The sequence below is a fragment of the Arcicella aurantiaca genome (assembly GCF_003148625.1).
In the GTDB taxonomy this organism is placed as follows: Bacteria; Bacteroidota; Bacteroidia; order Cytophagales; family Spirosomataceae; genus Arcicella; species Arcicella aurantiaca.
The window spans coordinates 64,150-85,165 of the sequence record NZ_QGGO01000023.1; the positions used below are offsets into that span (position 1 = coordinate 64,150).

General features: G+C 35.8%; 12 protein-coding genes. 11 read left to right on the forward strand and 1 reads right to left on the reverse strand.

The window, feature by feature from the left end:
• Positions 1-18: 18 nt before the first annotated feature.
• The 10 genes from LV89_RS18210 to LV89_RS18255 all read left to right on the forward strand — a co-directional run bounded on the left by LV89_RS18210 (position 19) and on the right by LV89_RS18255 (position 17,052).
• Positions 19-3,621 (forward strand): SusC/RagA family TonB-linked outer membrane protein, encoded by a 3,603-nt coding sequence (locus LV89_RS18210; RefSeq protein ID WP_109744352.1) that lies wholly within the window; start codon positions 19-21, stop codon positions 3,619-3,621.
• Positions 3,622-3,662: 41 nt separating this feature from the next.
• Positions 3,663-5,390 carry a RagB/SusD family nutrient uptake outer membrane protein gene (locus LV89_RS18215; protein WP_109744353.1) on the forward strand — a complete coding sequence of 576 codons (1,728 nt, stop codon included), beginning with the start codon at positions 3,663-3,665 and terminating at the stop codon, positions 5,388-5,390.
• A 364-nt stretch (positions 5,391-5,754) separates the two neighbouring features.
• Positions 5,755-6,783 carry a LacI family DNA-binding transcriptional regulator gene (locus LV89_RS18220; RefSeq protein WP_109744354.1) on the forward strand — a complete coding sequence of 343 codons (1,029 nt, stop codon included), beginning with the start codon at positions 5,755-5,757 and terminating at the stop codon, positions 6,781-6,783.
• Positions 6,784-7,197: 414 nt separating this feature from the next.
• On the forward strand, positions 7,198-8,385 hold the full coding sequence (locus LV89_RS18225) for a glycoside hydrolase family 88 protein (RefSeq protein ID WP_211321230.1): 1,188 nt from the start codon (positions 7,198-7,200) through the stop codon (positions 8,383-8,385).
• A 60-nt stretch (positions 8,386-8,445) separates the two neighbouring features.
• Positions 8,446-10,338 (forward strand): glycoside hydrolase family 97 protein, encoded by a 1,893-nt coding sequence (locus LV89_RS18230; protein WP_109744356.1) that lies wholly within the window; start codon positions 8,446-8,448, stop codon positions 10,336-10,338.
• A 4-nt stretch (positions 10,339-10,342) separates the two neighbouring features.
• Positions 10,343-11,242: an ROK family protein gene (locus LV89_RS18235; RefSeq protein ID WP_158279622.1), complete on the forward strand. Its 900-nt coding sequence runs from the start codon at positions 10,343-10,345 to the stop codon at positions 11,240-11,242.
• Positions 11,239-13,512 (forward strand): heparinase II/III family protein, encoded by a 2,274-nt coding sequence (locus tag LV89_RS18240; protein WP_211321231.1) that lies wholly within the window; start codon positions 11,239-11,241, stop codon positions 13,510-13,512. Before LV89_RS18235 ends, LV89_RS18240 begins: the two co-directional genes overlap by 4 nt.
• Positions 13,513-13,525: 13 nt before the next feature.
• Complete coding sequence (locus tag LV89_RS18245; protein ID WP_109744366.1) at positions 13,526-15,454, forward strand: glycoside hydrolase family 127 protein; 1,929 nt, start codon at positions 13,526-13,528, stop codon at positions 15,452-15,454.
• A gap of 16 nt (positions 15,455-15,470) precedes the next feature.
• Complete coding sequence (locus LV89_RS18250; RefSeq protein WP_109744359.1) at positions 15,471-15,980, forward strand: cupin domain-containing protein; 510 nt, start codon at positions 15,471-15,473, stop codon at positions 15,978-15,980.
• Between the two features lie 430 nt (positions 15,981-16,410).
• Positions 16,411-17,052, forward strand: coding sequence for an RNA polymerase sigma factor (locus LV89_RS18255; RefSeq protein WP_109744360.1), 642 nt, complete (start codon positions 16,411-16,413; stop codon positions 17,050-17,052).
• A gap of 12 nt (positions 17,053-17,064) precedes the next feature.
• Here the strand turns inward: LV89_RS18255 and LV89_RS18260 are convergent, their stop codons facing one another.
• Positions 17,065-18,231 (reverse strand): ATP-binding protein, encoded by a 1,167-nt coding sequence (locus LV89_RS18260; protein WP_109744361.1) that lies wholly within the window; start codon positions 18,229-18,231, stop codon positions 17,065-17,067.
• A 725-nt stretch (positions 18,232-18,956) separates the two neighbouring features.
• On the opposite strand from LV89_RS18260, the gene LV89_RS18265 reads away from it, so the two are divergent.
• A partial coding sequence (locus tag LV89_RS18265) for an Ig-like domain-containing protein (RefSeq protein WP_211321232.1) occupies positions 18,957-21,016 on the forward strand: 2,060 nt, incomplete at its 3' end.

Genomic DNA, 21,016 nt, shown 5'->3' on the forward strand with positions numbered 1-21,016 from the left:
ACGACAACTAACAAATGTATGAAAAAAGGATTACAATTTAAGAAAACAATCTTAAAAGTCATGAGGATTAGCTTATTTCAAGCCTTTTTGGCTATTGTGTTCTGCACAGTGGCACAGGCACATGATACAAAGGCTCAGGAAGTATTAGAACGTAAAATATCTATTCAAATAAAAAATAGAAACATTGAAACGGTTTTAAAACGAATTGAACAATTATCAGATGTGCAGTTTATGTACAATCATCAGATATTTTCATCTGATGAGCCTTTGACGTTAATGGTAGAAAATGAGAAACTCGACAAAGTTTTGACAAGAGTTTTCAGTCCACTAATGATTGATTATGAAGTAGTTGGAAAACATATCATTCTAAAAAAAGGGCTAAAAACAATCGAAAGAAAAGACTTTCAAACAACAACAAGTTTAACCACTATTGAAGAAACTATTTCAGGGAAAGTTACCGACGAAAAAGGCGACGCATTACCGGGAGTAAGTGTATTGATAAAAACAACACAAAAAGGCACAGCAACCGATGCCAATGGTTTTTATAAAATTGAAGTTGCCGACAATAATAACACAACTTTGATTTTTTCTTCAATCGGTTATGAGAAACAAGAAGTTTTTATTGGCAAACGCAACAACGTCAATATCATTTTAAAAAGCAATAATCAATCATTAGACGAAGTAGTTGTGGTTGGTTATGGTACTGCCAAAAAAGCAACGCTTACAGGTTCAGTTTCAACGGTAAATGCCACTGTTTTCAAAGATAGAGGTCCTGTTTCAAGTCCATTAGCTTCTTTACAAGGACAAGTAGCGGGTGTTACCGTCAGCAGAAACTCCTCTCAAGTTGGACGTGAAGGTTGGAATTTTCAAATTCGTGGAGCAGCATCTGCCAACGCCACCGAACCTTTAGTAATTGTGGATGGAGTACCAATTCCGAGCGTTGGAGCATTAAATTCTTTTAACCCAAACGACATTGAAAATATATCGTTTTTGAAAGATGGTTCAGCCGCCATTTATGGTTCAAGAGCAGCGGGTGGAGTCGTTTTAATTACAACCAAAAGAGGAAAATCAGGTAAAGTAACCATTGAGTATAACGGTTCTACTTCGATGAAACGAATAGGGCTTTTACCTAAATTGGTTGACATTAACGGATGGGCTCCGATGGTAAAAGAATCTCGCACAACAGATGGATTTCCTGCAACAGATATTTGGTATAACTATGGAAATGTAGCAAGTTTAGCATTAGCCTCTGGAAAACAATGGCTTACCAAAGCAGAATATGACGCATTAAGTCCAAATGGGGCTTCATTATTTGCTGATGTTAAAGACTTTACTTTTTTCAATGGCACTGAGCAAGATATGCTTTGGGGCGATGCACACTCAACCGAACATCAATTAAGTATTTCTGGAAGAACTGAAAAAGCAGGTTATCGTATTTCATTGGGTTATTTAAGCGATGGTAGCCTTTTGAAAGTAGGTAATAATTTGGCAAATCGTTATAATTTCCGTTTAGCACACGACTATCAACTATCGAGTAAACTAAAAATGGAGTCCAATCTCTCTTTTGAAAAACAAGATATTACTCAACCAACTTATTTAGGGGATGTGGTCAATAACGGAAATCAACCCGGAAAACCATTGAGCGGGTTAGGATTAACGGGAAAACCTTATGTGTGGGGTTCTGGTATTCAAAACGCTTCTGTAAACCAAATTGCTCTTCTTGGGGGCGACAACAACGAATATAATAACCGCTTGAATACCAATGTAAATCTGACATATACTTTCAATCCAAATTTAAAAGCAGTTGGTTTTGTGGGTTATTATCTGTTGAATACGGATATTAAAACCTTAGGAAATTCTATTCCTTGGTACAATTATGCAGGCGACGTAATCATTTCTAACTTACCAACTCGTAGTTTTTATCAACGTTCTTCAAGACAAGAAGCAAACTATAATTTGAACGGCTATTTAGAATATGAAAAACAAATAGCTCAAAATCAAACTGTTAAAGCCGTTATTGGAGCTCAATTTGAACGTTTTGAGAGAAATCTTTATATCGCAAAAACTTTTGATGTTTTGGCAAATGTTCCTCCATCATTAGCTCTTAGTACAGGCGACGCAACCTCAAAAACCGTGACCGAAAGCCAAACGCACACGGCTTTGGGCGGGTATTTTACACGTTTAAATTACAATTATGCAGATAAATATTTTGTGGAAGCGAATGCTCGTTATGATGGTTCTTCAAAATTTAGAGCAGAAGACCGTTGGAAATTATTTTACGGAGTTTCAGCAGGATGGCGTTTAGGGGAAGAAACTTTCATGAAAGATTTAAACCTTTTTGATGAACTGAAACTAAGAGCATCTTACGGCGTAATGGGTAATCAAAGCGGTATTGACAATTATGATTATATCCAGTTTTTGAATCTTGCGTACTCAACTTCTTCTACCGATGCCAACTATCCAATTCTGGGTACAAGTCCTGTCGTAAGAGTATCCCCAACAAGCACTTTGGTAGCTTACGACCGTACTTGGGAAAACTTAGAATCTAAAAACTTAGGCGTTGATTTTGGGCTTTTCAACAGAAAATTATCAGGTACGTTTGAATATTTCTGGAAAAGAAATAACAATATGTTGTTGAGTAGAACGTATTCGGCAGTGATGGGAGCAAATGCCCCGAAAGGGAATAATGGAGATTTAAAAGTTTGGGGTTGGGATTTTTCATTGAATTGGAGAGATAAAATTGGAGATTTAACGTATCGAATCGGTGGTAATATTTCTGATAATCAAAATGAATTAGTCAATTTTGGAGGACAAACCATTATTAGTAGTACAAACAGAGGTTTCAATTCTGCCGTGCAAGGTTATCCGATAGATTCTTATTTTGGTTTGGTTTATGATGGACGTATCCAAACGCAAGAACAATTAACTGCTTATCGTAAATTTATCACAGGCAATAATATCGGTATGCCGTCGGGGGCTGAGACTGTTCAAGCCAATAACCGACTTGCCTTAGGCGACAATATGTTTAAAGACCTAAATGGAGATGGCAAAATAACTTTCCCCGAAGATGCCGTATTCTTGGGTACTGATAAACCTCGATACACGTATTCGTTCAATGGTGGTTTAGAATACAAAGGCATAGATTTTAGTTTCATTTTTCAAGGTGTGGGGCAAAGAACAATTGTTCGTGATGGTAACTGGCGTATTCCTACTGCCGTTATTTTCCAAGCTCAAAATGCAGCTTTTGTTGACCAATGGTGGACTCCAACAAGAACAGATGCCGTTTTACCTCGTATTTCTTCAACAGGTACTATCAACAATTACAATTATTTTCCATCAAATTGGGTAGCGGAAGACGGCTCTTATTTGAGACTTAAAAATTTAGTAATAGGCTATACCATTCCAAATACAATTACTAAAAAGGCTAAAATTGAGCGTTTGAGAGTGTATTTCTCAGGAAACGACCTATTTGAATTTTCAAATATCAGAGACGGTTGGGACCCAGAAACCCCAAGAACAGTATCAAATGCAGGAGATTCAGACAACTTGGGTGTAAGTACAACCAGTCAGCGTTTTCCTTTCTATCGCTATTACACAGTGGGAGTAAATCTTACATTCTAAGCGGTATTTTTCAATTGTAGAATAATTAAAATTTGACGGAAATGAAATTCAAAAACATATATATAAAAGCACTGTGTGTTACAATGCTTTTAACAAATATCAGTTGCAACGACTTAGTTGATATGAAACCTATCAATGAAATATCGGATGCAGATTATTGGAAAACGGCTGACCAATTCAAATTGGCTACCAATGAGTTTTATACTTATTTACGCACATTTACAGATGTTTTAAATGATGCACCACACTCTGACCGCAGAAGCGACCTCATTTATGTATCTGGTGGCTCAGCATTTAGTAATGGAACAAATACTTTACCAGCCTCTGACGCCAACTGGAATACCGCATACAGTCGGCTTAGAGCCATTAATAATTTAATTGAAAAGGCTTCAAGTTATGCACAACCCGCTGAAATAAAGAAATATGTGGCAGAAGCTCGCTTTTTTAGAGCCTATATTTATTTTGATTTACTTCAACAATACGGAGAAGTTCCACTTGTAACTAAAACACTCGTGACAACTTCGCCAGAATTAACGGCTTCTCAAAATACAAGAACAGAAGTGGTTGATTTGATTGTTCAAGATTTGGAATCTGCTATCATCGACCTACCTGTTGAAAGTGATATTTTGGCAGCAGATAAAGGAAGAATTAGCAACGGAACGGCTCAGGCATTTTTGGGTCGTGTGGCATTGTATGAAGGAACTTGGCAAAAATTCAGAGGAAACGCTACACGTGCTAATACCCTGTTAGACAAAGCAATAGCCAGTTCAGATGCGGTTATTAAAAGTAATCAATACAGTTTGTTTGCCCCAATAGCACTTGGAGATTCGGCTCAGAAATATATGTTTATTTTAGAAAATCAACAGTCGAATCCTGCCAATATTATCAAATCTGCCAATAAAGAATATGTTTTAGCGAATAGATATGATTTTAATTCACGTCAAATTCGTACCAATATCACCCACGCCTCTTTAAATAACGTTTATTGGGTAACTCGCAAATTTGCGTCGATGTACTTATGTAATGATGGTTTGCCAATTGATAAATCGCCCTTATTCAAAGGATTTGCCACGACAACTTCTGAGTATGAAAATAGAGATAACCGAATGAGATACAACCTAATGCTCGACGGTCGCTATTATTGGGACAATGAAAACCCGGGTTCAAGAATTACATGGAAAAGTGATGCCGCAGATATTACAGGTTCGAGAGGAAAGCATAAATCTAATGCAAATTCTGGATATGCCAATCAAAAATGGGCAACAGAACGCCGTCTCGACGATAATCAAGAAGGCTATGATTACCCTGTTATTCGTTACGCAGAAGTGCTTTTAAATTATGCTGAAGCTATTTACGAAAGAAATGGAAGTATTTCTGATGCTGATTTGGACAAATCTTTAAACTTGGTTCGTAATCGTGTAAATAAATCAATGCCAAAACTTAGTAATGGTTTTGTAGGAACGAAAAGTTTAGATATGCGTACAGAAATTCGTCGAGAAAGAACCATAGAACTCTATTTTGAAGGATTTAGAAGGGATGATTTAATCCGTTGGAAAACTGCCGAAACAGAAATGCCAATGGATATTCAAGGCGTTACTTGGACGGGAACGGCGTATGAAACCTATTGGACAGGCATTAAATCAAATATCGTTGGGGGCATTTATCGTATCGAAACCAACAGAAAATGGGTAGAAAAAAACTATTTATTGCCAATTCCTTCTCAACAAATCCAGTTGAATCCTAATTTGAAACAAAATACAGGTTGGTAATTTTGATTTTGTTGAAATTTGAATTAAAAGCCTTTTTCCTAAACAGGAAAGGCTTTTAATTGCTATTGACATTACATTCATTGCAATAAGATACATTAAAATCAGAATAACCAATTAATTTACAAACAGTTGTGAAGAACATTATGAACCTGTTTAAACTTTCTGTTTTGAGATACAAATTAGTGTATTTTTGAAGTCTTTGAACTAAAATTTTTAAACCCACAGTGGAACTGATAGCAGAGCTACGTTGATAAAATTTTGGTTTGAAGGATTCTAAAAGACTTGATTTTAACCGAAAGAGAAAGTTTAAACAGATTCATTATCAATCATAACCTAATAAACTGATTTTAAAGAACGATTTCCAATGAAAAAAATGTCAATAAAAGCCGTTGCAGAAGCCTTGAAAATTTCAACTGCCACTGTTTCATACATCCTAAATGGTAAAGCCAAAGAGAAAAGAATTAGTGACGATTTAAGCAAAAAAGTAATTGCATTTGTTGAAAAACACAACTACAAACCCAACCATTTAGCCAAAAGTTTACGTACAGGAAAAACCAACGTTATCGGGCTAATTGTGGAAGATATTGCAGACCCTTTTTTTTCGGCAGTAGCAGGCAATATTGAAAATATTGCTTACGACAATGGCTACAAAATCATTTATAGTAGTACCAAAAATAACACTCAAAAAGCCATTGAATTAATCAAAACTTTTCAAGAAAGAAACGTTGACGGCTACATTATAACGCCAACGGAAGCATTAGAAGAAACGATTAATTCGCTGATTGATAAGTATTTACCTGTTGTTCTTTTCGATAGGAATATTTTTAATAGTGAAATTAGCTATGTTGGTGTAGATAATTTTAATAGTGTTTATCAAGGGGTTAAATATTTGATATTTCAAGGCTATAAAAATATCGCTTTTCTGACTTTAGATTCCACTCAAAATCAGATGAATGACCGCCTTTTAGGCTATCAAAAGGCAATTCAGGAAAATAAGCAAAACGCTATCGTGTATAAATTTGATTATTGGGAAGCAAGGAAACGAGGCATTACTGATGAAATAAAAACCATTCTTTCAACGCACCCAGAAATTGATGCTCTATTTTTTGGTACAAACTATTTAGCCATGAGTGGTATTGAAGTATTAAACGATTTGAGGATTTCGATAGGGGAGAAAATGGGCGTGCTGGTTTTTGACGACAATGATTTATTCAGAATTCACAGACCAACGATTTCTTCTATTGACCAGCCTATTTATGAGATGTCAAAACAACTGATTACAACACTTTTAAAACACATGGAAAACCCGCAAAGGTATGTTCCTGAGCAGTTTTCTTTACCTGCAAAATTGATAACAAGAGACTCTTCAAATCAAAAAATAACGGAGCGATAAACGATTGGTCGCAGACAAATTTAGACCACAGATTGAACTGATTTTACGGATTTACACGGATAAGTAAGTACAAGGACGATTTAAGAATTACGATTATCATAAACTTGATTATCAATGGTTTGTGATATTTTAAAATAGCGTTTTATTTTGTCTCATTACTTATTTGGAATAAATAAATTGATATTGTGTAGGGGCGTATCGCATACGCCCAAAAGGTCGAGATGTGGGCGTATGCGATACGCCCCTACGTCATGATGACAATATTTATATTATCAATAATATGTTCTTCTTACTTAAAATCAAAAAATTAGCAAAAATCTGTTCAATCTGTATAATCTGTGGTCTATCGTTTGTCTGAGACAAACCCTTTATCGTTCCAAAAAATAACAGATTCGTAAGTACAAAAACTTGAATATGAAATCATTATCGCTTACCATAACCATGCTATTTTTGGCTAAATCACTTCTATTTAGTCAGAAATTTGATACCCAAAAAAATATTAATTATTGTGCTGAACAAGCTCAAAAAACGATAAATACATTACCAAAAGATGGAAAACCGAACATTCCGAGAAGTATAAATAACAATAGCAAAGATTGGCGATTGGTTAATTATGAAGATTGGTGTAGCGGTTTTTGGTCGGGTTCGCTTTGGTATTTGTACGAAGGCACTAAAAAACCATTTTTTAAGCAACAAGCTGAACTTTTTGATAAGCAATTATTGCCGTTATCACAACAAAAAGTGGCTCACGACCACGATTTAGGCTTTCAGATTTTTTGTAGTTACGGCAATGGTTACCGCTTAACGAAGAATCCTGCCTACAAAAAAGTGATTCTAAAAACAGCCGATATTTTAGCAACCTTATACAATCCCAAAGTAGGAACAATTTTATCTTGGCCTCGTGAAGTTGCCAAATTTAAAGCTCACAATACCATCATCGACAATATGATAAATTTGGAATTATTGTTTTGGGCTTCTAAAAATGGAGGGAATAAAAATCTTTACAAAATTGCCGAAAAACACGCTTTAACAACAATGGAGAATCATTTTCGTGATGATTTCACCTCTTATCACGTTGTTTTGTATGACACTTTAACGGGAAAAAAACTCAAAGGAATGACTCATCAAGGATATGCCGATAATACCATGTGGGCAAGGGGGCAAGCTTGGGCAATTTATGGATTTACGATGTGTTATAAAGAAACCAAAAATCCAAAATTCTTGGATTTCGCCCAAAAAGTGACGGATGTTTATTTAAAAAATCTGCCCGATGAAAGTTTGATTCCTTATTGGGATTTTAACACGCCCGAAATCCCCAATACAACCCGAGACGCTTCTGCTGCTTGTGTTACGGCATCAGCTCTTTTAGATTTATCAAAAATGGTAAAAGATAGCAAAAAGGCGAGTTTATACTACGCTAAAGCTACTAAAATGTTGGCTTCTCTTTCGTCCAAAGAATATCAAAGTCGTGGAGAAAATGATGCTTTTTTATTGCATTCCACAGGCAACAGACCCATCAATGGAGAAATAGATGCGTCGATAATTTATGCAGATTATTATTATATCGAAGCCCTAACCCGACTCAAAAATTATCATAAGTAACACAGGTTTTCAGCCTGTTTCATTACTGACAGATTAGAAATTTGTCTTACTTAAAAATATATGAAAACAGTATTTCAACAATTATCGGCACTCATAATTTGTTTGATTTCTTGTACCGTTTTCGGACAAGAAATCAACAAAACCGTTATTGAATCGCCTGATAAACAAATTTTTACGACATTTTATCAGAAAAATTCTCTCGAAGGAAAAACCGAATTTTTCTATACCGTTTCTTACAAAGGGAAATCGGTTATTTTAGAATCAAAGTTAGACTTAGCTATCGACAACCATTTGTCGGAATTGGCGATGGCTTTGAAAGTGGATAAGCAAACAAAATGGTTTGACAATTTAGAATTTACAGGGAAAAAATCTATTTCAAAAGATACCACTTGGAAACCCATTTATGGTGAAAAATCGCTCATTAGAGATAATTACAATGAAACCGTTTTTTCATTTAAAAAAGCTGATAATAACGACTACACTATTCAATTCGTTTTCAGAGTTTATAACGAAGGCGTTGCCATTCGCTATTATTTTCCAGAAAATCCTAAAGGAAGTTACTATCAGATTAGAGCAGAAAATACAGAATTCACCATGCCAGAGGGTTCAACGGCTTATTATGCACGTTGGGCTCAGGCAAAATACGAAGCATTACCCTTGAAAAATTGGGTAGATGATGCAGAAAGACCCCTTACTTTAAGCCTCAAAAACGGTTTATTCGTCAGTTTAGCAGAAGCTGCGATGGTTGATTATTCGAGAACAAAATTCAAATTAAGTACCGAAAAGGAGAATACTATTTTAACCTCAATGGATGACAAAGTTGATGCCATTAGCTATTTTGGTACACCTTGGAGAACCATCATAATCGGTGAAACGGCAGGGCAATTGATTGAAAATAATCACTTAATCTTGAATTTGAATAAACCCAATAAAATTAAAAATACGGATTGGATAAAAGCAGGTAAAATCATGCGAGAAATGACGCTCACTACCGAAGGAGCATTCTCAGCCATTGATTTTGCAGCAAAACACCATTTGCAATATATCCTTTTCGACTGGAAATGGTACGGCCCTGCCCTTACATGGGACTCAGATGCTACCCAAGTAAAAGCTAAAATGGATATGCCAGCCATCGTAAAATATGGCAAGAAAAAAGGCATTGGCATTTGGTTATATGTTAACAAACAAGCTTTAGTAAAACAAGGCGAAGAATTATTTCCTCTTTATAAAAAATGGGGAATAAAAGGGGTGAAATTTGGTTTTGTGCAGGTAGGTTCGCACCGTTGGACTACGTGGATTGAAGACATGATAAAAAAATGTGCTGACAATAATTTAATGGTAAATATTCATGATGATTGGCGACCAACTGGAGAAATGCGTACTTATCCGAATTTAATGACTGCCGAAGGAATTAGAGGAAATGAAGAGTTTCCAGATGCTACCCACAATACAACTTTACCATTTACAAGAGGAATTTGCGGAGCAGGAGATTATACGGTTTGTTATTTCGATAAACGCTTAAAAAATACACACGCCCATCAATTGGCTTTATCGGTTGTGATGTATAGCCCAATTCAAACCTTATTTTGGTACGATAAACCAACCGCTTATGAAGGTGAACCAGAAGTAGAATTCTTTGAAAAAGTACCTACAACTTGGGACGAAACGAAAATTATTCAAGGTAAAATTGGTGAATATATTACCACAGCCAGAAGAAATGGAAATGATTGGTTTTTAGGAACTTTAACCAATAATGAAGCACGAAATTTAACCATAAACTTCGATTTTTTACCTAAAAATAAAAAATACGTAGCTAAAATATACGCCGACGATGACACAGTAAAAACGAAAACACAAGTCGGAATTACCACACAAATAATAGATTCATCAAGCATTTTAACGATAAACCTAAAACCAAAAGGTGGTCAAGCCATTTGGTTACATGAACAATAAAAAAATGGATAAATACATCGGTGTTGATATTGGTGGCTCGCATATTACAGCTGCCGTTGTAGATGTAAAAAATGGTTTACTAATTTCTGAAACTTCAGTTCGGAAGCACGTAAACTCACACGCTCCTGCGGAAGATATATTGTCAATTTGGGCGAATACAATGCAAGAAGTTGCCAACAAAGCCCAAATGTCAAATTATCAATTAGGTATTGCTATGCCAGGTCCATTTGACTATGAATTAGGCATTTGTCTCATGAAAAATGTGAATAAATATGAGTTCTTGTACGGCATAAATATCAAAAAAGTCTTGGCAGAACGTTTAAAGATTTCTTCCGAAAATATCTTTTTTAGAAATGATTCTGAGGCGTTTTTAGAAGGAGAAATGCTTTTTGGTGTTGGTAAAGGCTTTGAAAATGGCATGGGCATTACGCTTGGAACAGGTTTAGGCACTTCCATTTTTACAGATGGTATTGCCACAGATATGGGCTTGGGCATCACTCACCCATTACACAAGGGCGTTGCTGAAGACTTTATTTCGACTCGTTGGTTTATAAATCGTTATTTTGAGTTAACGCATAAAAAAGTGGAAGGCGTGAAGCAATTAGTAAATATTTACGATGAACAACACGAAGTAAGACAAATATTTGATGAATTTGCTCAAAATATAGCTCTTTTCATGCAGGAATTTGTCGGTAAATTTCAACCTGATATAATTGTTTTCGGTGGAAATATTGCTGAAGCATCACCTCTCTTTTTCCCTACTATCGAGCAAAAATTATCAAATATTTCGCCTAAAATTAGGTTAAAAAAATCTGTTTTGAATGAAAATGCAGCTTTGATGGGAGCAGTGGGATTTGGTGTACAAAATGACGAAACCGTAAAATTGACTAATCAATTTCCATGAAAAAGCACATAAAAATACTCACGTTATTCTGCTGTCTATTTCCGATAATTGGCATGGGGCAGAAACATCAAAATCTATTTTTCACAAAATTGAAAATAGAAGAATTAAAACAAAGAATAAAAACCGATTCTGAAACGGCAAATAATTGGAATGATGTTTATTCAGTAGCAACGGCACAACTTACTAAAAATGACCACACAAAGATTGATTATGTGGCTTTGTCTTATTTAGTAACAGGTGAAAAAAAGTTTGCAGAAGCCACTAAAAAAATACTCTTAGATTTGACCACTCAAAAAACATGGTCGAATCCAGAAATGTTGAAACGTCAACCCGCTTGGACTTCGGATTTAAAAACTGCCGAAAAGTGTTGGGAAGTTGCCATTGGTTTAGATGCCATTTACGACGAACTTAGTCGAGAGGAACGGACAATAATTGTCAATGGATTAATGAAAAACGGTGTACGCCCTGCTCTGAATGAGTGGCTTTTACCCGAAACTCGTATTCACTCTTTAAACTCGATGGGGCATAACTGGTGGACGGCTTGCGTATATATGGCAGGGTTAGGTTGTTTGGCGGTCAAAGATGACGTTCCAGAAGCAAATCAATGGATTGAAACGCTGAACCAAGCCTCCAAAGAATGGTTTAATTTTTCGGGAGATTTATTACAATCCAAACCCAAAACATGGGATGTTGCTGGCGGAATGTACGAAAGCGTCAATTATGCGTCTTTTGGCGTTTCGGAGTATTTATTTTTTAGATTGGCGTATCAAAACGTTTTTCCCAAAGGAAAACAACCAGATATTTCAGTCATGAAAAATATACCTAATTTTTTCATGCACGCAGGTTATCCTCGACAAGGCATGATGTATTCTCTCAATTTTGGGGATAGTCATAAAAATATTGTAGGTGAACGACCGCTGAAATTACTTTGGGCTTTGGGTATTCAAGACCCTAATATGCTTTGGTATTTGAGTCAAATTGAAAATCAGCAACTTCGGGAAGGTTTATTTAAAAATGCTCCTTTGGGGATTTTATATCATCCTGACTTTGGGAAAACCCCTGTTTTGCCATCGCTTCATACTTCTGCCATTTTTAAAGATATGGGATGGGCAACTATGCGAAACAGTTGGCAAAAAGATGCCACTTTATTAGCGGTAAAATCGGGTCATACATGGAATCATGCTCATGCAGATGCCAATTCGTTTATCCTGTTTCATAAAGGTGAACCTGTCATTAAAGATGCGGGAAACTCTTCTTACGGAACAAAAGAATATCCCGAATATTTCTTTCAAAGTTCTGCTCATAATGTGGTGACTTTCAACGGAAAATATCAACCCAAAGAACAACAATATCATGGCTCACCTTTAGATGGCAGTGTGAGTGAATTATTAGATGCGGGTGAAATTAAATATGTGATGGCAAATGGGACAGGGCCAACTTCTACGATTTATTCCAGAAATTTTCGTCATTTTTTATGGATAGGAAAAGTCATTTTAGTCATTGATGATTTGAAAGCTTACGAAAATGGCAAATTTGAATGGCTTTTGCATCCAGAAGGTGAATCGAAAAAAGACCGAGGGGATATTAGTATTGTCAATAAAAACGGAGCCGTTTTGGTGCGTCCACTTTACCCCGAAACATTAGTTGAGACAGGATATAATCATGATTTTCCTGAAAAAATGGTATTGTCAGAAATATTTGCTCCGAGAGAAGATAACGTAAAAGAGCAAGAAAAATATTATTCCATTGGCTATCCTGAGCAGGTACGACAAACAAAATTTATTACGGCTATCATCTTGAAAGATTCCGTAAATGATAAAAACTTGCCTGAAATAGAGCGTTTTAAAGGCGATGATATGTTGGGAGTACGCATCAAGCAAAATGGAAAAGTGACCGAAATATTATTGAATTTACAAGCCGATGGACGTTTGATGCACTTAAATTCCATAAAAACATTCAATGGTTATACAACTGATGCGTATTTAACGGCTTTAAGTTACGCTGAAAATAATCCTAATGAATTGACCGATTACTTCGTTGGTTATGGTAGTTTTCTGAGAAAAGACAAACAAGTTTTATATCATTCACTTTCAAAATTGTTCTTAATTGCTCAGAAGAAAGACAAAACGTTTGAAGTCAATATCAGCGGTCAGCCCCTTATGAATGCGTCGTTTGGTTTGGAGAAAAAACCGTCAAATGTAATGCTCGACAAAAAACCGATTCCCATAGATTTTGCAGAGGGGATTCTCAAAATTAAGCTTGAAAAATAAACATTATTCAATCATGAAAATATCATTTAAACTCATAGTCATACTCATATTTTGGGTAAATCAATTCTATGGGCAATCGCATTATCAGGGGCAACATCTTGATAAATTCACTTTACAAGATAAACTAAAACCTCTTGCATATAGCTTTGATTTATCAGATGTACGCTTGTTGGACGGTCGTTTTAAAGAAAATATGTTACGTGAACAAAATTGGCTTTTGTCATTGAGTACCAAGCGACTTTTACACAGTTTTCGTTCCAATGCAGGCATTTTTGATGCCAACGAAGGCGGATATTTTGAGGTAAAAAAATTAGGCGGTTGGGAATCGCTCGACTGCGATTTACGAGGACACAGCACGGGGCATTTACTTTCGGGTTTATCATTAATGTATGCACAAACGGGCGACGAACGTTTTAAATTAAAAGCCGATAGCCTTGTTTCGGGTTTGGCAGAAGTACAAAAAGTATTGAATCAAGACGGTTATTTAAGTGCTTTCCCACAAGAATTAATCAATCGAAATATTGCAGGAAAGCGAGTTTGGGCTCCTTGGTACACCTTGCACAAAATTCTTTCGGGACTGATTGACCATTACCTGTACTGTAACAATCCGCAGGCGTTGGAAGTCGCTAAAAACATGGGTTTATGGGCTTATAAAAAATTACAACCTGTCACCCAAGAGCAAAGAGCGGTTATGCTTCGTAATGAGTTTGGAGGAATTAATGAAGCCTTTTATAATTTATATGCCATCACAGGTAAAAAAGAGTACCAATGGTTAGCCGAGTTTTTCTATCATAACGAAATGCTCGACCCACTGAAAGAAGGCAAAGATATTTTGAATAAAAAACACGCTAATACCTACATTCCCAAACTGTTGGGAGTTACTCGTGACTATGAATTAGAAGGAAAAGGGCAAGGAGATAGCATTGCTACCTTTTTCTGGAATACGGTAATTAATCATCATTCGTTTGTAACAGGAAGTAATAGTGATAAAGAGAAGTTTTTTAAGGAAGATAATCTTTCGGAACACTTAACGGGCTATACGGGTGAAACTTGCAATGTGTATAATATGCTCAAATTGACTCGCCATTTATTTACGCATACGGCTGATGTCAAGTACGCAGATTTTTATGAAAAAGCACTTTTCAATCATATACTCGGGCAGCAAGACCCACAAACGGGAATGGTTGCTTATTTTTTACCCATGCTTGCAGGAGCTCACAAAGTTTATAGTACGCCCGAAGATTCTTTTTGGTGTTGTGTGGGTAGTGGTTTTGAGAATCATGCCAAATACGGAGAAGCCATTTATTATCATCATGAAAATACTTTGTTCGTAAATCTTTTCATTGCGTCAAGACTTAATTGGAAAGAAAAAGGCGTACAAGTAACGCAGGAAACAACTTTCCCGAATTCAGACAAATCTACATTTACCATTGAAACAACTCAAAAACAGCCCTTTATCTTAAATATTCGTTATCCATCTTGGGCAAAACAGGGAGCAATTGTACTGATTAACGGAAAGAAAATCAATGTAAAACAATCGGCTGGAACGTACATTGTTCTTAACCGTATTTGGCAGAATAACGACCGTGTAGAAGTTACTTTCCCAATGGAGTTATCCGCACAGGCTACCAATGATAATCCTGACAAAGTAGCATTTTTATATGGCCCAATTGTGTTGGCGGGAGAAATGGGGACAGAAAACATGATTTCTCCTGCTCCTTATTCAAACCCAACTTTATACAACGATTATTATACTTATAACTACAACGTTCCTCAAAATCTTATCAAAAAGGTAGGTATTGATAAACGTAATTTAGCCAATGAAATAAAATCTTTGGAGGCTAAAACGCTTATTTTCAAGACTGTAAAAGATGGAATTATCTTGAAACCTTTATTCGATATTCACCGAGAACGTTACGTAATTTATTGGGACTTGAAATAATTTTTAAAATTTAAACATGATTATTACAACAGAATTAAAGCGTGACGAAATATTCACGAATGTTAAATCCTATATCCTTTCAGAAGGGTTCGTAATTGCCAACGAAGATTTAAGTCGCCCGTGGGGTGGTTTTTTAGTCATTGATGAAACACAAACCTCAAAATTCATCAATCTATTTTTCCCAGAATTATCCGTAGAAAATTTTAAAGGATTTGAAAAATTAAGTCCAAAAATTCTCTTAGTTGCTCCAACCAAAAGATTATCATGGCAATATCATTTTAGGCGTTCCGAAATATGGACTTTAATCGGTGGAAATGCAGCAATCGTTAGGAGTGATAACGATGTGGAAAAGGAAGTCAAAAACTTAGAACTGAACATTCCTGTGACTTTAAAACAAGGCGAAAGACACCGACTCATTGGAGTTGAAGAATGGGGCGTAGTTGCTGAAATTTGGCAACATACTGACATCAACAACCCATCAGACGAAGAAGACATCGTAAGAATTCAAGATGATTTTGGAAGATAAAGGAAGTAGGATTTAATTCTACTTTGGCACTCTTGAAAAGCCGTAGGCTTGCCCCATCTTGTATTCCTGAAATTCATTTCGGAGTGAAAATGACAAAATAAACCATTGAGTTTCGTAGGAACAGTTTATATAAACCAACCTTTAAATACCTCGTTCCTACGAACCTTTGATTCAATTTTCGTTATTTCCCCGAAATAAATTTAGGGGCTACAAAATCGCCCGAGCCTACGGCTCTTTTAGGACAATTTTAAAGTAAAAAAGTAGAGTTAACGTAAGTACAAGAACGATTTAAGAACGGTTCGCCGTAGTGATTACGATTATCATAAGTCCCAACGCTTTTCATACTTCAAAAGATACTATTTTATCGTAAAAAAATAGCATTTTACATATTTTTAACTATATTTGCTTAATCAATTAAGCAAATCTTGAAATGGTGGTAAATGACCAAAAAATAAAGGCTAAAAATGATACTTTTATTGCATTGTGGAACAATGTAAAAGAAGGAGATAGAGAAGCATTTAACGCTCTGTGTGAAAACCACTACCGTATGCTTTTTAACTATGCTTTTACGATTACCAACGATAGAGAATTGATAAAAGATGTTATTCAGGATTTGTTTTTAGGGCTTTGGGAAAAACGTAATACTTTGGGCGATATTAATGCCATGAGCATTTATTTAATCAAAGCACTTAGGAATAATTTACTTTACCAATTAAGAAAAAATAAATTCAACTTCGTCAATAATTACTTTGAAGACGAAGAAAATAATTTAACTGACTATTCAACAATTGAAGGCAGTATTATTAAAAGTGAAATTTTTTCAGAAAATGAACTTCGTGTTCGTAAGGCGTTAGATTTATTACCTAAAAGACAAAAAGAAGCCCTTTTTTTAAAATTTTTCCAAGGCAAAAGTCATGAAGAAATTGCCAATGTAATGGATATAAACACGCAATCTGTTTATAATCATCTTCAAAAAGCTTTTTCTACCCTGAGAACCCTTTTGGCTTATGATTGGAAAGTGAGTATTTTCATTCTATACACCGTTTTTAAAGAATTGATTAGCAATCATTAGCATAAAATTTACTCAAAGTTTGGGTAAAAAATCCTGCAAAAATGTACTCAATGAAGTCACTGTAATGTTTTCTTCAATTTTATAGGTTTCATTGGTTTTCGCAATGACAAAACCTTGTTGGGCATTGGTATCAGTCATTGTTATTCTGAATCCTTTGCTAATTTGTGGAGCTGAACTAATTTTAATTTCGATAGCAGCTTTTACTTTCCCGTTATGTTCAATAATCAAATCACATTCTGCTCCTTGTTGGGTTCGGTAAAAAAAAGCTTGTCCGTCCATTAATATATTTTGCATGGTCTCAATGATTTGTTCAATCACAAAACCCTCCCAAGATGCACCAACTTGTGGGTCGTCCATCAGGTCTTTTTGTTGAATAATATCTCTGAAAGCGTGCAGAATCCCACTATCACGTAAATAAATTTTAGGCGATTTTACCAAACGTTTCGAAATATTGACAAAATAAGGTTGTAACCTACGAACCAAAAATGCCCCTTCCATTAAATCTAAATATCGATTGATAGTAGGGTGCGTCAAGCCCATTGAGCGACCTATACTTTCAGAATTCCATAAATTACCGTGAACGCTTGCCAACATTCGCCAAAAACGCTCAATGGTTTGTGGTTCAGCACTTAGACCTAACAAAGCCAAATCTTTTTCAATATAGGTTTTAATAAAGTTTTTTCGCCAAATGATGCTTCCTCTTTCTGAACCAGCCAAATACGAAAGCGGAAAGCCACCTCTATGCCAAAGTTTTGTTTCATTTTCGATACCAACTTCATTGAGCGTAAACGATGGCAATTCAATATATCCAATTCTGCCCGCCAACGAATCAGCACTTTTTTTAATCAGCGTAGGCGAAGCTGAACCCAAAATAATAAAGCGTCCAGCTCTTCTATCAGCATCAATAATTCCCCGTAATTCTGCCATTAATTGTGGCATTTGCTGAATTTCATCTAAAATAATGAGTTTATCCTGATGATTTTGCAAATACAAAACAGGGTCAGACAGCTTCTGACGGTCAGCCGCTGATTCCAAATCAAGGTAATGAATTGGTTGATTTTTTGCCAAACTTTTAGCCAAAGTAGTTTTCCCAACCTGCCGAGGGCCAATAAGTCCAACCACAGGAAAAATCGTTAAATATTCAGCTAACAACGGCTCTATATTTCTTACTATATCCATGAAATATGTAAATTATATTTTCAATTTTCATGGTAAATATACAAAATTTAATCATAAATTTATCTTTTATAGTTAACCGTTTGAAATTTGTAAGAGAAATCTCTTTTTTAGCGTTTTCTCAACAATTTTTCTCCAAAAAAGGATTCTATTTATGGTCGTGTGTGACTATTATTATCTTTTTCGTCTAAGCTCAAAGGATTTATAGTATTATATAAGTAGGCATTATGATTTTAATAGACTTCTTATTTTCTATTTAAAAAACACTCAACAATAGAAAGATATTGCAATAATATTATCAAGTTGTGTCTTTTTACAGCGATATTATTGTAAAAAGTAATAGTTTTACAATCGGATTAACTATCATCATATTTAATCCTACCTCCCTAATATATTATAAGTTTTAAGTTGCGAATAAAAAGACCTTACGATTTCGTCCCTTAATATGATATAATATTTATCCTTTCCCATTGAATTAAAAGCCTAAGTGAACAAAAGAATTGTGTGAATTGAATTTTGCCAATTGTTTGAAATTTCTATGTTTATGTTTTAGAAATTTACAAATATATTTGGCGACATTTTTGTACACAAGTGAGCAAAATAGTTTTTAATGTCATCTATCAAGCCGTCAACTTTGAAATAATTAAAAATCCTTAATTATTTCTATTATTCTATTTTTTATGATAAATCTTTACCAGACTGTACACAATCGGATTAGTGTTTTCAAATTGATTGGATTATTTTTTTACCTGCTCGTATCAGGGTTGTCTTTACAGGCACAAACTAACGGTATTATATCTTTAGAGTCTGTTGATTCAAGCAATACTCAATCTGTCAATTCTTCGATTTCAATTATAGGCAACTCTTCAATTTGTCTTGGCACGAAAACAAGCCTTAGATTAAGAGGTACGTGTTCTGGAAAAGTAATTTGGAAAACAACCCAAAATAATATTATTGGTACTGGTAGCATGGTAAATGTTTCACCCAAAGTCACTACCAGTTATTTTGCAACTTGTAAAGCGATTGATGTAGAAAGTAAAACATCAAATATACTTACGGTGAATGTTAATACGCCTAAATTCAATGGTTTACCTAATACACCTGCCAATTATGAAATTGTTTCTAAAGACCCTTTTTATCTTGGCGTGAAGTCTTCAAATACAACTCCTTTGCGTTGGAAACATGAGAATAGTATTGGAAACGAAACACTTATAAAACCTACTGCTGACTCACAAACGTACTATGTAAGATATGAAGAATCTGAAAGTGGTTGTGTAAGTGCTTGGAAGCCTGTAACGGTTCGTTTGGTTGCTGAAAATAAGATTAATAACATACCAGAAGTAAAAAAGGGAGCAAAAATTGCAGCCAATACACCTGCTTCCTCGTGTGCTTCGATGGCTTCTTCGAGTGATGCTCAATTGTGTAGTAACACTACGTTTCCTGCTTTGGTGAACAATACAACTGATGGAGGGACAGGTGCTACTACTTGGGGTTGTTTGAGAACTCGCCCGAACCAATCTTGGTTTTACTTTATTCCGCTTACCTCTGGTTCGGTATCATTTGCTATTGGAAATACAGCAGGTGTTGATATTGATGGTGCTGTTTGGGGACCAGTTAATTCAGTAGCAGATGCCTGTGTAGCCACTCAAAGTTCTCCTTTATCTTGTGATTATAGCACTTCTGCAAATGTTCCGCTTACTATTGCTTCGGTAACTGCTGGAAAAGTTTATGTTATTGTTATTACTAATTATTCTAATAGAGCAACAACGGTTAATTTCCCTTCTAATTCGGGGACTGCTTCTATTGGTTGTTGTACACTAACAGGTTTGACGGCAAGTGCAACGGCAATCACCTGTAACGGTGGAACTTCCACAGCAACAGTCAGTTATACAGGAACACCAACTGGTACTGCTACTTATAGCAAAGATGGAGTTAATTATCAAGCGAGTAATGTATTTTCGGGTTTAAGTGCGGGTACATATACATTTTATGTAAAAGATAATTTTTGTACAAAATTTAATTCCATAACCATTAGTCAACCAACAAGTATTTCGTTTGGTAGCCCAACCGTCACAAACGTAACTTGTACAGGTAATAGCAATGGTAAAATAGTGGTATCAGCATCGGGAGGAACAGGAAGTATTAGCTATTCGATTTCGCCAAGTATTGGTTCTCAAAGTCCATCTGGAACGTTCAATAATCTTACTGCTGGCTCATATACGATTACAGCAACAGATGCGAATGGTTGTACGGCAACGACTACTGCCAATGTTTCAACCACTAATATTACGCCGAATGCACCAACGGCTATTTCGGCAAGTCCTGCCACGATTTGTTCGGGACAGAGTTCAACGCTTTCCGCAAACTGTGCAACGGGAACAACAACTTGGTATAGCGATGTCAATTTGACCACAACCATAACAAATACTGTTAGTCCTTCGGCTTCTACCACTTATTATGTTGCTTGCGTAAGTGGTGGAGTGTGTAAAAGTCCATCAGGAAACATAACAGTAACTGTTAATCAAACGCCAACCGCTCCAACTTCTGTTTCGGCAAGTCCTGCAACGATTTGTTCGGGACAAAGCTCAACGCTTTCCGCAACTTGTGCAACAGGGACAACCACTTGGTATAGTGATGCCGCTTTAACTTCCGTGATTGCAAGTCCAAGTCCTGCGACTCCGTCTTCTACAACTACTTATTATGTTGCTTGTGTGAGTGGGGCAGGATGTAAAAGCACGTCGGGAAGTGTAACCGTAACAGTAAATCCAACGCCGAATGCTCCAACGGC

Bases quoted from the DNA above. Each gene is read 5' to 3' on its own strand.
- LV89_RS18210 (WP_109744352.1), top strand. From the start codon at position 19: ATGAAAAAAGGATTACAATTTAAGAAAACAATCTTAAAAGTCATGAGG.
- LV89_RS18215 (WP_109744353.1), top strand. From the start codon at position 3,663: ATGAAATTCAAAAACATATATATAAAAGCACTGTGTGTTACAATGCTT.
- LV89_RS18220 (WP_109744354.1), top strand. From the start codon at position 5,755: ATGAAAAAAATGTCAATAAAAGCCGTTGCAGAAGCCTTGAAAATTTCA.
- LV89_RS18225 (WP_211321230.1), top strand. From the start codon at position 7,198: ATGAAATCATTATCGCTTACCATAACCATGCTATTTTTGGCTAAATCA.
- LV89_RS18230 (WP_109744356.1), top strand. From the start codon at position 8,446: ATGAAAACAGTATTTCAACAATTATCGGCACTCATAATTTGTTTGATT.
- LV89_RS18235 (WP_158279622.1), top strand. From the start codon at position 10,343: ATGGATAAATACATCGGTGTTGATATTGGTGGCTCGCATATTACAGCT.
- LV89_RS18240 (WP_211321231.1), top strand. From the start codon at position 11,239: ATGAAAAAGCACATAAAAATACTCACGTTATTCTGCTGTCTATTTCCG.
- LV89_RS18245 (WP_109744366.1), top strand. From the start codon at position 13,526: ATGAAAATATCATTTAAACTCATAGTCATACTCATATTTTGGGTAAAT.
- LV89_RS18250 (WP_109744359.1), top strand. From the start codon at position 15,471: ATGATTATTACAACAGAATTAAAGCGTGACGAAATATTCACGAATGTT.
- LV89_RS18255 (WP_109744360.1), top strand. From the start codon at position 16,411: ATGGTGGTAAATGACCAAAAAATAAAGGCTAAAAATGATACTTTTATT.
- LV89_RS18260 (WP_109744361.1), bottom strand. From the start codon at position 18,231: ATGGATATAGTAAGAAATATAGAGCCGTTGTTAGCTGAATATTTAACG.